This is a genomic window from Nocardioides sp. GCM10030259 (assembly GCF_042666375.1).
Lineage (GTDB): Bacteria > Actinomycetota > Actinomycetes > Propionibacteriales > Nocardioidaceae > Nocardioides.
Genome location: NZ_JBHTDF010000025.1, coordinates 693,332 through 707,937, shown reverse-complemented (window position 1 = coordinate 707,937; position 14,606 = coordinate 693,332). Strand labels below are relative to the sequence as shown.

12 protein-coding genes and 1 tRNA gene are annotated in these 14,606 nt (G+C 68.4%); 10 read left to right on the top strand and 3 right to left on the bottom strand.

Going from position 1 to position 14,606, the window contains the following annotated elements:
• The first annotated feature begins 11 nt into the window (after positions 1–11).
• The 5 genes from ACFQQI_RS22835 (at position 12) to ACFQQI_RS22815 (ending at position 5,624) form a co-directional block, all read left to right on the top strand.
• A complete protein-coding gene (locus ACFQQI_RS22835) occupies positions 12–893 on the top strand; it encodes an amidohydrolase family protein (RefSeq protein WP_378568902.1) in 882 nt (293 codons plus the stop codon).
• A gap of 73 nt (positions 894–966) precedes the next feature.
• A complete protein-coding gene (locus tag ACFQQI_RS22830) occupies positions 967–1,692 on the top strand; it encodes a (Fe-S)-binding protein (protein ID WP_378569055.1) in 726 nt (241 codons plus the stop codon).
• Complete coding sequence (locus ACFQQI_RS22825) at positions 1,689–3,125, top strand: lactate utilization protein B (RefSeq protein WP_378568901.1); 1,437 nt, start codon at positions 1,689–1,691, stop codon at positions 3,123–3,125. The genes ACFQQI_RS22830 and ACFQQI_RS22825 overlap by 4 nt, the downstream gene beginning before the upstream one ends.
• Complete coding sequence (locus ACFQQI_RS22820) at positions 3,122–3,709, top strand: lactate utilization protein C (RefSeq protein WP_378568900.1); 588 nt, start codon at positions 3,122–3,124, stop codon at positions 3,707–3,709. The genes ACFQQI_RS22825 and ACFQQI_RS22820 overlap by 4 nt, the downstream gene beginning before the upstream one ends.
• A 37-nt stretch (positions 3,710–3,746) precedes the next feature.
• Positions 3,747–5,624 carry a CocE/NonD family hydrolase gene (locus tag ACFQQI_RS22815; RefSeq protein ID WP_378568898.1) on the top strand — a complete coding sequence of 626 codons (1,878 nt, stop codon included), beginning with the start codon at positions 3,747–3,749 and terminating at the stop codon, positions 5,622–5,624.
• Here the strand turns inward: ACFQQI_RS22815 and ACFQQI_RS22810 are convergent.
• Positions 5,605–6,042, bottom strand: coding sequence for a MarR family winged helix-turn-helix transcriptional regulator (locus ACFQQI_RS22810; protein WP_378568896.1), 438 nt, complete (start codon positions 6,040–6,042; stop codon positions 5,605–5,607). The genes ACFQQI_RS22815 and ACFQQI_RS22810 overlap by 20 nt on opposite strands.
• 99 nt (positions 6,043–6,141) lie before the next feature.
• On the opposite strand from ACFQQI_RS22810, the gene ACFQQI_RS22805 reads away from it, so the two are divergent.
• The gene (locus ACFQQI_RS22805; RefSeq protein ID WP_378568894.1) at positions 6,142–6,729 is read left to right on the top strand and encodes a TIGR03086 family metal-binding protein; all 588 of its coding nucleotides are present in this window, start codon (positions 6,142–6,144) and stop codon (positions 6,727–6,729) included.
• A gap of 130 nt (positions 6,730–6,859) precedes the next feature.
• Positions 6,860–6,949 (top strand) — tRNA-Ser (locus ACFQQI_RS22800).
• 240 nt (positions 6,950–7,189) lie between these two features.
• Here the strand turns inward: ACFQQI_RS22800 and ACFQQI_RS22795 are convergent.
• On the bottom strand, positions 7,190–9,166 hold the full coding sequence (locus ACFQQI_RS22795) for a hypothetical protein (RefSeq protein WP_378568892.1): 1,977 nt from the start codon (positions 9,164–9,166) through the stop codon (positions 7,190–7,192).
• Positions 9,163–10,152, bottom strand: a complete 990-nt coding sequence (locus ACFQQI_RS22790; RefSeq protein WP_378568890.1) for a hypothetical protein — start codon at positions 10,150–10,152, stop codon at positions 9,163–9,165. The genes ACFQQI_RS22795 and ACFQQI_RS22790 overlap by 4 nt, the downstream gene beginning before the upstream one ends.
• Positions 10,153–10,830: 678 nt before the next feature.
• Here ACFQQI_RS22790 and ACFQQI_RS22785 point away from each other — a divergent pair.
• The 3 genes from ACFQQI_RS22785 to ACFQQI_RS22775 all read left to right on the top strand — a co-directional run bounded on the left by ACFQQI_RS22785 (position 10,831) and on the right by ACFQQI_RS22775 (position 14,604).
• Entirely contained in the window at positions 10,831–11,142 is a 312-nt protein-coding gene (locus ACFQQI_RS22785; protein WP_378568888.1) for a hypothetical protein, read from the top strand.
• A 190-nt stretch (positions 11,143–11,332) separates the two neighbouring features.
• Positions 11,333–13,291, top strand: coding sequence for an N-6 DNA methylase (locus tag ACFQQI_RS22780; protein WP_378568886.1), 1,959 nt, complete (start codon positions 11,333–11,335; stop codon positions 13,289–13,291).
• Complete coding sequence (locus ACFQQI_RS22775) at positions 13,288–14,604, top strand: restriction endonuclease subunit S (RefSeq protein ID WP_378568884.1); 1,317 nt, start codon at positions 13,288–13,290, stop codon at positions 14,602–14,604. The genes ACFQQI_RS22780 and ACFQQI_RS22775 overlap by 4 nt, the downstream gene beginning before the upstream one ends.
• Positions 14,605–14,606: the final 2 nt, after the last annotated feature.

Genomic DNA, 14,606 nt, shown 5'->3' with positions numbered 1-14,606 from the left:
GGCTGGTGCCGATGATCATCGACGCACACCAGCACGTGTGGGACCTCGAGCGCTCGCCGTACTCCTGGCTCGGCCCGCACGTGCCGCAGTGGAACCGCACGTTCACGTTCGACGAGCTCCAGCCGCAGCTCGCGCGCAACGGCGTCACGGCCACGGTGATCGTGCAGTCGGACGACCACGACGGTGACACCGACCTGATGCTGGAGGTCGCCGACCGGCACCCGGAGATCGCCGCGATCGTGGCCTACGTGCCGCTGGACCGGCCGGAGGAGGCGGCCGCGCGGCTCGCCGAGCTGCGGCGCGACGACCGCGTAGTCGGGGTCCGCAACCTGATCCACGACCTGCCCGACCCGGACTGGATCCTGCGGCCCGAGGTCGACGAGGGACTGTCCGTGCTCGAGGAGGCCGGGGTCACCTTCGACCTCGTGTCCGTGCTGCCGCGGCACCTCCAGCACGTGCCCACGCTCGTCGAGCGCCACCCGGACCTCCGGATCGTCATCGACCACCTGTCGAAGCCGCCGATCGGCGCGGCCGACGTCGAGCCGTGGTGGAGCCTGCTCGCGGCGGCCGCCGAGGGGCCGCTGGTGCACGCGAAGCTGTCGGGGCTCTACCCGGGGGAGGCGCCCGACACCTGGACGCCCGCGTCGATCCGGCCGTTCGTCGAGCGCGCGCTGGAGCTGTTCGGGCCCGGCCGGCTGATGTACGGCGGGGACTGGCCGATCTCGGTCGCGGCCGGTGGCTACGACCGCGTCGTCGCCGGGCTGGGCGAGGTGCTGTCCGGGCTCGACGAGGACGACCGGGCCGAGGTGTGGGCGGGTACGGCGCGCCGGTTCTACCGGATCCCGGACGCCCGGATCGCGGCGGCCGCGGCCGCCTCGGCGCGCGGCGCGTGACGCGGGCGCTCACCTGTTGTAACGTTTCATCAATCCACGAGCCGAGAGGGGCGTCACCGTGCGGGTCGCGTTGATGGTCACCTGCATCAACGACGCCCTCTACCCGGGGACGGGTCAGGCGGTCGTGACGTTGCTGCGCCGGCTCGGCGTCGACGTGGAGTTCCCCGAGTCCCAGACCTGCTGCGCGCAGCCGATGGTCAACACCGGCTACCTCGACGAGGCCGTGCCGGTGGTCCGGAACTTCGTCGACACGTTCGCGGGGTACGACGCGGTCGTCACGCCGTCGGGGTCGTGCGCGGGCTGCGCCCGGCACCAGCACTCGATCGTGGCCCGCCGCTCGGGCGACGCCGCTCTGTCCGCGGCGGTCGAGAAGACCTCGCCCCGGGTCCACGAGCTCTCGGAGTTCCTCGTCGACGTGCTCGGCGTGACGGACGTCGGCGCCTACTACCCGCACACGGTCACCTACCACCCGACCTGCCACTCGCTGCGGATGCTCGGGGTCGGCGACCGCCCGCGTCGGCTGCTCGAGAACGTCCGTGGCCTCACGCTTCTCGAGCTCCCCGCGGCCGAGCAGTGCTGCGGGTTCGGCGGCACGTTCGCCCTCAAGAACGCCGACACGTCGGTCGCGATGGGCTCCGACAAGGCGCGGCACGTGCGCGAGACCGGCGCCGAGGTGCTGGCGGCCGGCGACAACTCCTGCCTGACCCACATCGGTGGCCTGCTGACCCGCCAGCAGTCCGGCGTACGACCCGTGCACCTCGCCGAGATCCTGGCCGCGACCGAGGGAGCGACCGCATGAGCGCCACCTTCGTCGGCATGCCGGCCTTCCCGGCCGCGGCGCACGAAGCACTCGCGAACTCGCAGCTGCGGCACAACCTCGCCCACGCGACAGGCACCATCCGTGCCAAGCGTCAGCGGCTCGTCGACGAGGTCAACGAGAACAGCGACTGGGAGGAGCTGCGGCTCGCCGGCGCCGGCGTCAAGGAGTCCGCGCTGCTCGACCTCGCCACTCACCTCGAACGTCTCGAGGAGACGCTGACAGCCAACGGCGCGACCGTGCACTGGGCGCGCGACGCGGCCGAGGCCAACGCGATCGTGGTCTCGATCGCGAAGGCCCACCAGGTCGACGAGGTCGTCAAGGTCAAGTCCATGGTCACCATGGAGACCGACCTCAACGGGGCCCTCCAGTCCGCGGGCATCGCGGCCTGGGAGACCGACCTCGCCGAGCTCATCGTGCAGCTCGGCGACGACCTGCCCTCCCACATCCTGGTCCCGGCGATCCACCGCAACCGCGCGGAGATCCGCGAGATCTTCCTGGCGAGGATGGCCGCCGTCGGCCGGCCCGCGCCCGACGACCTGACCGACGAGCCGACGGTGCTGGCCGCTGCGGCCCGGGCGCACCTGCGCGAGAAGTTCCTGCGTGCGAAGGTCGGGATCTCCGGCGCCAACTTCGCCGTCGCCGACACCGGCACGCTCGTCGTGGTCGAGTCGGAGGGCAACGGCCGGATGTGCCTGACGCTGCCCGAGGTGCTGATCTCGGTCGTCGGCATCGAGAAGGTCGTCCCGACCTGGGACGGCCTGGATCCCTTGCTGCGCCTGCTCCCTCGCTCCTCGACGGGCGAGCGGATGAACCCCTACACCTCCACGTGGTCCGGCGTCACCCCGGGTGACGGACCGCAGGAGGTGCACGTCGTGCTGCTCGACAACGGTCGCACGAACGCGCTGGCCGACGAGGTCGGACGCCAGGCCCTGCGGTGCATCCGCTGCTCGGCCTGCCTCAACGTCTGCCCCGTCTACGAGCGCACCGGCGGCCATGCCTACGGCTCGGTCTACCCCGGTCCCATCGGCGCGATCCTCAACCCGCTGCTGAAGGGCGTCGGCCACGACGACCAGGTCGACTCCCTGCCCTACGCGTCGTCGCTCTGCGGCGCCTGCTTCGAAGCCTGCCCGGTGCGCATCGACATCCCGTCGGTGCTCGTCGACCAGCGCGCGAAGGTGGTCGACGCCCACCGCGGCGGCCGGCCCAAGCTGGAGGCGCTCGCGATGAAGGGCGCGTCGACGGCGCTCTCCGACGCCCGAAAGCTCGGCCTCGGTGAGCGCTTCACCGGCCTCGGCCTGCGGGTCGCCCGCCGCTTCGGTGCCTCGAAGTGGACGTCCGCCCGCGAGCTGCCGCCGGCGCCCCGTGAGTCGTTCCGGGCCTGGTGGAAGCGCACCGACGGAGGTCGACGATGAGCGCGCGCGAGGAGGTCCTCGACCGGGTGCGCCGCGCGCTCGCCGGCGTAGAGCCCGGGTACGACGTACCGCCCTCGCCCCGGATCGCGCCGGTCCCCGACGTGGTCGCCCACTTCGCCGAGCGGGTCGCGGACTACCGGGCGGTCGTCGAGCGATGCGCCCCCGACGAGCTCGCCGCGCGGGTCGTGGCCGCGCTCCCGGACGGCGCGCGCGTCGTCGTCCCCGCCGGGCTGTCGGTCGCCGTGGCGGGCAGCGTGGAGGACACCGGCCTCTCGGCCGCCGAGCTCGACGCCTGCGACGCCGTCGTCACCGAGGCTCGGGTCGGGATCGCGGAGACCGGCACGATCGTGCTCGACCACGGCCCCGGCCAGGGACGCAGGGCGATCTCGCTCGTGCCCGACCTGCACGTCTGCATCGTGCGCACCGACCAGGTCGTCCCCGACGTCCCCGACGCCCTCCCGCTGCTCGACCCGCGCCGACCGCACACGTGGATCAGTGGCCCCTCCGCGACCAGCGACATCGAGCTCCGGCGCGTCGAGGGCGTCCACGGACCGCGGACGCTGCACGTGCTGCTGGTCGGCTGATTCGTAACCCGCTGTTACAGGATCTCGTTGGGACGGCATGAGCCGTCGCCCGTTCCTCGTCCGACTCGCCGCCGCCCTCGCCGTCGGCGCCCTGCTGAGCCCGCTGCCCGCGCTGACGTCGGCGCCGAGCCACGGGGCCGCGCCGGCCGAGCGCAGGGCCGCGTGGGAGCCGCGCCCGGAGACCTACCCCGGCGTCGTCACCCGGCGCGACGTGGCGGTCCCGATGTCCGACGGCACCGTGCTGCGCGGCGACCTCACGCTCCCGGCGGACGCCGACGGCGACGTGGTCGAGAAGCGGTTCCCGGTGATCGTCACGATCACGGCGTACAACAAGATGGCCAACGGCTTCGCCGGCGGGCTGATGGGCGGCAGCGGCCACTACCTGGTGCAGCGCGGCTACGCCCAGCTGACCGTCGACGCGCGCGGCACCGGCAGCTCCGAGGGTCAGTGGGCGGCCTTCAGCCGGCGCGAGAACGCCGACGCCGGTGAGATCGTCGAGTGGGCCCACTCGCGCCAGCGCCCGTGGAGCAACGGCCGGGTCGGCATGAGCGGCCCGTCGTACCTCGGCATCAGCCAGATCTTCGCCGCCGGCTCGCGTCCGGCGGGGCTCAAGGCGATCTTCCCGCAGGTGCCGGGGTACGACGTCTACCGCGACGTGGTCGCGTCGGGCGGCGCCGTCGACGTGGGCTTCATCCCGCTGTGGCTCGGGCTGGTCACGACGACGGGCATCATCCCGCCGGCGGTCACCGCGACCGAGCCGCAGTCGGGCTTCGGCGCGCTGGTCGACCACCTGACGGCCGCCGGCACGTTCACGCTGCCGCTGATGCTCGAGGCGATCCTCGGCGGTGACGCGGCCTTCGACGGCGAGTTCTACGACGACCGGTCGCCGGCGCGGGTCATCGACCGCGTGCAGGTGCCGACCTTCCTGGTCGGCGGCGAGTTCGACATCTTCCAGCGCGGCACGCCTCTGCTCTTCGAGAACCTCCGGCGCCGCGGCGTGCCGACGAAGCTGGTCATCGGCCCCTGGGACCACCTCGAGGGGTCGTCGGCGGCCGACATCGACCAGGCCGGCTACGGCACGCTCGAGGAGCTGCAGCTGCGGTGGTTCGACCGCTACGTGCGCGGCGTCGAGGACCCCACGCTCGACCGGGACATCCCGCCGCTGACCTACTACGAGCAGGGCAGCGGTCGGTGGACGACCGGCCGGCAGTGGATGGGGCGGCAGCACGCCGAGACGTTCCGGCTCACTGGCTCGGCCGCGGCCGGTGGCGGCATCGGCAAGATCACGCAGAGCGCGGTCGTGGCCGGCCGCGCCTACGTGCCGCCGGTCCCGGTCTCGGGCCTCTGCTCGCGGTCGACGAACCAGTGGACGGCCGGGCTGCCGCAGACCGTGCTGGCCGACCTGCCGTGCTGGAGCGACAACGCGCCCAACGACAAGACCGGTGTCGTGTTCCAGTCCGACCCGCTGACGAAGCCGCTCCGGCTGCGCGGCCCGATCAACGCGCGGCTCTACACCTCCAGCGCCAGCGGCGACGGGATGCTGTCGGTCTCGGTGTCCGACGTCGCTCCCGACGGCACCGTCACCCGGCTGACCGGTGGCTGGCAGGTCGTGTCGCACCGCGCGCTCGACGAGGGGCGCACCCGCTACCTCGACGGCCAGGTGATCCAGCCCTTCCACCCGTTCACGCGGGAGGCGAAGAAGCCGCTCGCGAGCGGCGAGATCGCGCCGGTCGACGTCGAGGTCTTCCCGACCGCTGCGCGCCTGGCGAAGGGTCACCGGCTCCGCATCGCCGTGCAGGCCTTCGACGTGCCGCACCTGCTGCCGACCGTCCCCGACCTGCCGGCGCACCTGGCCGGCCTGACGATCCACAACTCCGAGCAGTACCCGTCGATGCTCACGATCCCCGCGCTGTGAGCCGCTCCAGGATCGCGCGCAGCCGCTGCCGGTCGCGGGCGGGGAGCGCCGCCACGAGGTGACGGCGTACGGCGTCGGCGTGCACCGGCCGGGCCCGCGCGAGCGCTGCGCGGCCCATCGTGGTCAGTGACACGTCGACGCCGCCGGACACCTCGGCGCGCTCGACGAGGCCGCGCTCCTGCATGCGGTGCAGGTGGTGGGAGAGCCGGCTGCGGTGCCAGCCGACGGACGCGGCCAGGTGGCTCTGCCGGAGCCGGCCGCGGCCGAGATCGTGTAGACGTGTCAACACCAGGAGGTCGGGCTCCGAGAGCCCCGTCTCGCGGGCGACGTCGGCGCCGACCTGCGCCAACGCGTCGGCGGCGACCCGCCAGGCCTCCCAGAGGGCGCCGTCGTCGTCGCTCAGCAGTGCTTCCGGCATGCCCGCCAGCCTCTTGGCTGCTGGTTGTCGTGTCAACACCTGCGCCGTTGTCATGACAACGCCGCGATGAATCCGGGGTACGCGGCGGGTCAGAGGTGCATGGACCCGATCGACTTCACGCCTGTCGTCCGCACGGTGATCAAGGTCGTCACGGACATCGACGACGCCCAGCTCACCGCTCCCACGCCGTGCACCGGCCTCAACGTCGCCGACCTGCTCCATCACCTCGACGGCCTGTCCCTCGCGTTCACGCTCGCGGCCACGAAGGAGAAGCCGCCCGGCGGCGGCCGGGCGACGTTCGACGGCTCCCGCCTCGGCGTCGGCTGGCGCGCCGAGATCCCGGAGGCGCTCGACCGGCTCGCGATCGCGTGGGCCGACCCTGCGGCGTACGACGGCATGACGATGGCCGGGCCGATCGAGCTGCCCGCCGAGGTGGCCGTGCTCGTCGCGCTCGACGAGGTCGTCGTGCACGGCTGGGACATCGCCCGCGCCACCGGCCAGGGCTACGAGCAGGACGAGGCCGCCGTGCAGGCGTGCCTTGCCTTCGCGCAGAGCTTCGAGACGCCCCCGGACGCCGGCGACGGGCCCTTCGGCCCGCCCGTCCCCGTCCCGGCCGACGCGCCCGCGCTCGACCGGCTGCTCGGCGCCACGGGACGCGATCCGGGCTGGGCGCCGCCACAGCTGTAACGGGGTGTTGTGGCAGCTGCTGACCCGTCACAACGGGCCGGAAGAAGCCACAACACCCCGTTACACGTGGTGGCTCATCCGGACCCGGGCGATTTCGTCCGCTCCGACCGCCTCCGGTACTCTCTCCGGCGGTGGCGTGTCCGAGCGGCCTAAGGAGAACGCCTCGAAAGCGTTTGTGGGTGCAAGCCCACCGAGGGTTCAAATCCCTCCGCCACCGCCAGGGGGTCAAGACGAAAGTCGAGATCCTGGAAGACGAAAGTCAACGAGAACCGCTTCCGGCCCGAGAACTCGGGACCCGGAGGCGGTTTTCGGCATTTCTGGGTCAGATCGAGGAGTCGGAGCCCGGCCGCCCGGTGCCGGTGCACTGTGCACCGGGCCGAAAATGCCTCAAGCGCCCTGTTCCAGGGGTCACCTGGTACAGGGCGCTTGGGGTGTTGCTGGTGTGGTGGCTCTCGGGCGGTCAGGCCGCCTCTCCGTCGTCGGGTTCGCCGATGGGTGGTGCACCGGGAAGGCTGCCGGTCGTCAGGACCGTGGGGTCGTATTCGACGCCTGGAATGGGGCGTCGGTCGACGTAGAGGTCGCCGTTGTGGTCGGTCTTGGCGTTGCGCAGGAAGGTCAGGATGCGTCGGGTGGAGGTCTCGGCGATGAGGAAGGCAGCGAAGAGTTGCTGGGCGGCCCAGCCGCGAACGCGACGACGGCCGGGGTTGGCGAGCGCTACCTGTGCGTCGTCCTTCGCAGATCCGTGGAACCCTTCCTGAGACTGGCGGAGCCGGTGATAGACGGCAGTGTGCTCGTCGGAGCCGTAGGTCATCGACTGACGAAACTTCGCGCCATCGGCTGGCGCGAGGCTGATCGCTTCCTGCTGGCATACCTTCGGGGCGACGCCGTTGGTGAGGACCTTCTTGTGCTTGATCTTGCGGCGCACGTCGACGACCGCACCGTCGGGCTGTCTGGTGGGTCGAGGTTCTTTGGACTTGGACTTGAGTTCACAGATGGCGGTGGGGCTGGGTCCAGCCGCTGGGCACGAGAGTCGTTCGCGGACGCCGGTCGAGGGGTCGGCCTTCTGCTTGGTGCGCATCCGGTACTCGGCGCGGGCCTTGATCTTCTGGGCGGCTTCCTTCTGGGTGATTTCGCCATTGCGCCGATCAGTCATGATGCCGATGAGGTCGTCTGGGAGGCAGGGCGCCATGTACGCGCCGTCGACCATCATCGCTCCGGACTCGTGGGTGCCTTGGAGTCCGGTCTGGTCCTTGCCGTAGCCGAGCACAAGGTCGTATCCGGCCTCACGAGCGGGAGACTGGAACTTCGCTTCGTTCTGGTTGGTGTAGAGGATGTCTCCGGCGAGTTTCCCGGGCTGGTGATCGCGGCCTGCGAGGTCGGCGAAGAGACGGCGGGCTGCTCCGGCAGGGTCGACGCCGGGACGGTCCGTGGTGGCAGCGATGCCGATGGTCGGCATGTACAGCCGGGTGGGGTGGGACGCGTCGGCGGTGGTGATGAGGTTCAACTCGCGGGCCCACATGGACTTCAAGACAACGGCCTTCTGCCCCGTGGTGCTCTTGCCTGCTGAGGCGTTTGCATCTCCCGGTTCAGCGTGGTCGCCGAGGCGGAAGTAACGCCCGCTGTCGGGGTCGGTGGAGATGTAGCCACTCTTGAGTCCACGTGCACGCGCGAACGACTGCAGGGGAGTGCCGTCGATGCAGTAGTACGTCTCCCGCTGCTCTCGGCGGGCGCGGACCCGCTCGGGCAGTTGCTGGTAGGCGGCTTCGAGGACCTGACCCGTAACCCAGTCCAGTGCCACGGCGCGTTCGTGCTGCTCGGACAGCGAGAGGTCCTTCTTCAACTGATTCGCGCGCTCGGCGGTCATGATGCGGTTCTTCGGCATGACCGATGGGTCGATGGGCGCGAGAATCCGGTGGAAGGCGCGCTTGACCTGTGCGACGGTCCGAGCGCGCCACTTGCGGGCCTCGTCGGGGTCGGTCGGGAAGGGGTCGTCGGGAATGTCAAGGAGTCGCCGCATAGGGGTCGACAAGCGGCGGTAGAGGATGTCGCGAATCTCGACTAGGAGCAGGGGACGGGAGTCCCGGGTCGCGAGCCGCATCGCGACGAAGATCGCACGACTCGTGAGCACGATCTCGCGTCCAGACTTCTCCTTCATGGCGTCGTAGGCGGTGTCGACGAAGGTGCAGATGCCGGACTTGGCGACGAACCGGTCGGCGACCTCGACCGTTCGGTCGGGAATCCGAGTCATGACCTCCTCGGGTGCGTCGAGGCCGATCTCGTTGGTGTCGGGCTGCGGTGGCAGGAGCGCAGCGACGTCGGCGACAGTGCCCGTGCCCAGCACCTGTCGGATCTCCCGAACTGTGACGTGCCCGTCCGGCAACTTCGGAAGCCGCTTGGCCCTGCTCAGCGGGCGGCGGGTGCTCTTGCGGCGGCTCATCGTGCACCCCCGAAGTTGCCACGCAGCGAAGTAGCGCGTGCCGCAGGCGAGGGCTTCGCTACCAGCCCGAGGAACGGGCGCAACGCCTCCAGCGTCTCGACTCCTGCTGCCTCCATCAGGGTTGGCACGGCGGCCGCTTCGAGCCGCGACACCAACCACGTGTTCCGCAGCGACCGGGGCGAGAACCGCACCGGCGGCGGGTATGCCGCCTGCGCTTCCCGGATCGCATTCAACAGGCCAGGACCAGACGCGGGCATGGTCCGCCACGGGCTGTTCAGCAGGTGCCCGGCAGGTGTCGCCACGAGCAAGTCCAGGAGCCGTTCCTCCCACGCCTGGTCGCAGGTCACGAGTCGGTCGCCATGATCGCCGTGCACCAGCACGTGCACACCGTCGGCATCCACCGTCACGTCCTCGGTGCCCACCCGGACGTGCTCGCTCGACCGCAGGCCACACCCGAGGCCAAGAACAATCGACGCCACGACCCGCTGACGGCGGGTGATCGGACGCAGCCCCAGCGCCCACACCCACAGCGTTGCCACCTCGGACGAGGTGAGCGGGTCAACCGGCTCACCCTTGGACAACTTCCGCGTCGTCGCCGGACCGACCGGCACACCCGACAACGCAGTCGCGATGAGATCCAGCCGAGTCCGGTAGTTCCTCACCGAGGTGTCCTCCATGTGCCCGAGACCGAGGTTCAGGAACCGGTTCCGGGTGTGGAGGTCCAGCAGGTGCTCACGCTCCAACGGCTCCGAGTTCGTCCGAGCCCACCGCACCAACCTGCCGACCGTCATCAGGGTCGTGTGCACCCAACCCTCGGTGACCGGCTGCGGCGCAATCACCAGCGCATCGATCACGATGCCCTGCACCATCAACCGGGTCGCCTCATCGAACACCGGCTGCGAACCCTTGTACTTCCGGATCCGCTTCAGTGCCATCTGGAACGCCTGCTCGGAGTCCGGGTGGAACGGCACACCACGCTTCGCCATCAGAACCCACCAACCCGGCAACGGAAGGTCGTGAGGGCAGCGGCGACGGTCAGGGCACTCGTGCTCGGCCCACCAACGCGAAGGCCAGTCGAGGTCAGAGACGTCGCCCCGGCGACCATCGACACCAGCGGGGACCGAAGGCTGAGGCAGAGGGCGTGGCGCAGGACCTGACGAGTACGGGCGCGGCGCATCGGCGCGCTCGTCGTCAGAGCATGGGACGGCAGGTTGAGGAGCGGGCTCGTGGAGGTCGACAAGACGCAACCGACGGCCCCCACGACCCGACGGGTCGCGTGAAGGCACGGGCAGAACTCCTGGAAGACACCGACGACCCAGAAGCGCCTCGTGTTAGGGCACAGACACGACAGGGCCGAGAACAGAACGACTGCCGGGGAGACCCGGCCCCCATCTGTGCTCGACTCGCTGACGCATGTCGACGTCCTACCACACAAGGACAGGACGTGTCGAACAAACATTCGAACGTTGGTGGACCGGTGGCCGACCTCGGCGGCCCCGGCTGATGTCCCTCGGGACGTGTCATGGATTCTCACGAGCCGGGACATCGATCCATCCCGCACCAACTCGGGAAGTTGCCACACTAGAAGAGGTGCAGGCCACTTGCAAAGCAGTATGTCCTGGTTTCAGTGTGGTCCGACCCTAGATGCGTCCTAGCGTGCTGCCGTGCCCGCTCCGTACACCTGGCTCAGCAAACCAGGTCACTTCGGCAACGCACTCCACCCCGCCTGGAACCCCGCACCACCCGGAGATGAGTGGGAACTGGCCGCCGCCCAGCAGCAACACGAACTCTCCCTAAAGGTCCGCGACTGGAAGCGCGTCAACCAAAAGACCGACCAGACGCTCGCCGCCGCACTGGGCAAGAAGGAAGCCGAGACGGTCGCGCGGTACCTACGCGGCGAAGTCGCGGTCGACCTCAGGACGTTCAACCACCTCGCGCAACTTGTCGGACTGTCGGTGACCGTCACGCTCTCCTGACCCTCACTTTCGCGGGTGCCCGGTTGATGCGCGGGCGTACCGCCGGTTCCCGCGCGACGGTGGGCGAGATTGCCTAGGGTTCCATGTGACTTGACGGCACGTATGACCGTGTCCGCCTGAGTCGGCCGACGTCCAGTACGCGGCATGTGTGCCGATAGATGGACGGCAAGCCGAAACGGATTGGGAGAAGATGAGCAACCTCGGAAACTTCGTATGGAGCATCGCAGATCAGTTGCGAGGCGTGTACCGACCCAGCCAATACGGCAACGTCATCCTCCCGATGACGATCCTCCGCCGCCTCGACTGCGTTCTCGAACCCACCCGTGACGAGGTGCGAGCGCTCGCAGACGCCGAAACCCGTCCCGAGATCCTCGACGTCAAGGTCCGCAAGCAGTTCGGGCTGAACTTCCACAACACATCGGACTACGACCTCGCCCGGCTCAAGAAGGACCCCGATGGGCTGCGGGACAACCTCATTGACTACATCTCGAAGTTCTCCTCGAACATCGACGTGTTCGAGCGGTTCAAGTTCGAGAACGAGATCGCCACCCTCGAAGAGAACAACCGTCTCTACATCGTCGTCTCACAGTTCGCTGACATCGACCTCCACCCCGACGTCGTCTCCAACGCAGAGATGGGCGACCTCTTCGAAGAACTCATCCGCAAGTTCGCCGAAGCCTCCAACGAGACTGCCGGTGAACACTTCACCCCACGCGACGCCATCCGCCTCGCAGTCGACCTTGTCTTCGCCGAAGACAGCGACGCCCTCACCGACAAGGGCGTCGTCCGCTCCGTCTACGACCCCACCGCAGGCACCGGCGGCATGCTCTCCGTCGCCGACGAACACCTCAAGACCCGCAACCCCGACGCCCGCCTCAACCTCTACGGGCAAGAGATCAACGACCAGTCCTACGCCATCTGTAAGAGCGACATGATCGCCAAGGGTCAGAACGCCGCCAACATCAAGCGCGGCGACACCCTCGCTGACGACCTGTTCGCGGGGCAGACCTTCGACTACTGCCTCTCGAACCCGCCGTACGGCGTCGACTGGAAGGCCAGTGAAGAAGCCGTCAAGGCCGAGTACACCCACGGCGGCGCATACTCCCGCTTCCCAGGAGGGCTTCCGCCTATCAGCGACGGACAGATGCTGTTCCTCCAGCACCTAGCCACCAAGATGCGCCCAGTCGGCGATGGCGGCGGACGGGCAGCAATCGTCCTCAACGGCTCTCCGCTCTTCTCGGGTGGAGCGGAATCCGGGCCTAGCGAGATCCGGCGCTGGCTCCTCGAAAACGACCTCGTCGAAGCCATCGTCGCCCTGCCAACCAACATGTTCTACAACACCGGAATCGCTACCTACATCTGGCTACTCGACAACACCAAGCAGCCCGAGCGCGTCGGCAAGGTCCAACTCATGGACGGCACCGACCTCTACACCAAGATGCGCAAGAGCCTCGGTTCCAAGAACCGCGAACTCACCGACGAGCATCGCGAAACCATCCTCCGGCTCTACGCCGAAATGCCGGGCGACGACGACCGGTCCAAGACTCTCACCAACGACCAGTTCGGTTACTGGACCATCACCGTCGAACGACCACTGCGGCTCAACTTCACCTGCACCCCTGACCGCATCGAACGCGCACTTGCCGCCAAGACCCTCAACCTTGACAGGCTCCGCGAGTGCCTAGAAGCGTTTGGCACCGCTACCTACTCCAACCGCGAGATCTTCCTCAAGGCCCTCAACCCGCACCTTCGCGACCACAACATCGCCCTCACGACGTCGCAGCGGAAGGCACTATGGCTCGCCCTCGGCGAACACGACGACAACGCCGACATCTGCTACGACAAGCACGGCAAAGCCGAACCAAACCCGGCGCTCCGCGACACCGAGAACGTGCCGTTCACATATGACGGCAACACGGATGGTGCTGGCGGGCGCGGTCCGACAGTCGCGAGGTACTTCGACGCCGAGGTTCTGCCGCACGTCGCCGATGCATGGATCGACATGTCCAAGACCAAGGTTGGCTACGAGATTCCGTTTACACGCATTTTCCATAAGTACCAGGAACCTCGCACGCTCGAAGACATTGACCACGATCTCGAAGCCCGAATCGGACGCGTGCTGAAACTGCTCCGCGAGGTCGAGTCGTGACACGGGCCCGGCAGTCGACCGGCGATAACTGGTGCCCGTCGCTGCCCGCCGACTGGAACTACCTCCCCCTTCGGAGGCTGGGACAGGTCGTGGGTGGTGGAACGCCGCCCGCCGACGATGCGAATTGGGGTGGTGAGATCCCGTTCATCACACCGCCGGACCTCCGCCCTGTTGTGGGAGCCGAGGTAGTCACTACGGACCGAAGCGTCACTTTGGGGGCCGCGCAGGCGAACTCATCATTGGTTCCATCTGGAACGGTTCTCATGTCCGTCCGAGCCCCGATTGGATACGTGGCAAGAACGGTGACCACCGTTGCCTTCAATCAGGGATGCCGCGCGCTTGTCCCCTCGGCCCGGATGGATCCCGGATACCTGACGTACGCGCTCGTAGCCGCGACCCCTGAGTTCGTCGCGCAGGGGCGGGGGACGACGTTCATGGAGGTGTCAGGGGCACAGTTCGCGGCGGTCCGCTGCCCGGTACCGCCGATCAGCGAGCAACGAGAGATCGCTGCCTACCTCGATAGAGAAACGGCCAAGGTTGACAACTTGATTGCCGAGCAGCAAGGACTCGTAGATGTGTTGCGCGAGAGGCGGGCAGCCGTCATAGAGCGAGCGGTCTTCCGAGGCTTGTCAGATGCCCCCCGGTCGGATCGCGACATCGCCTGGCTCCCGCCAGTGCCAACGCCGTGGAAGGTTCTCCAACTCGGACATGTAACGAACACGCTCGCCGGGTGGGCTTTCCCGAGCGATGGGTTCAGCACCGATGCGAGTCATGTGAGACTGCTTCGAGGGATAAACATCAAGCCTGGACGGGTGGACTGGACCGACGTAGTGCGGTGGGACCCCGACTTCAGTGGCGCGTCGGCTGAATTCTTGCTCGCCACTGATGACATCTTGCTGGGCATGGATCGGCCTTTCGTTAGTGGCGGTGTGCGGATCGCGTTCGTTGGCGAACACGACCTTCCGGCATATCTCCTTCAACGCGTGCTGCGAATTCGTCCGACTGACGCGGCCGACAGGGCCTATCTCCGCTACCTCTTTCAGACGCACGCCTTCTTCGACTACCTGAATCCGCTGTTCACAGGGGTGTCAATCCCGCACGTCAGTGAGTGGCAGGTTCGGAAGTTCCTCATGCCGTGTCCGCCAGTCGATGAGCAGCGAGAGATCGCCGACTACCTGAACGAGCAGGTGGAACGAATTGATGCCCTCATTGAGGAGGCGACTGGGATTGTCGCGGTTGCAAAGGAGCGCCGGTCAGCACTGATCAAGGCTGCCGTGACTGGTCAGATTGATGTTCGGGGAGAGGTGGCCTGACG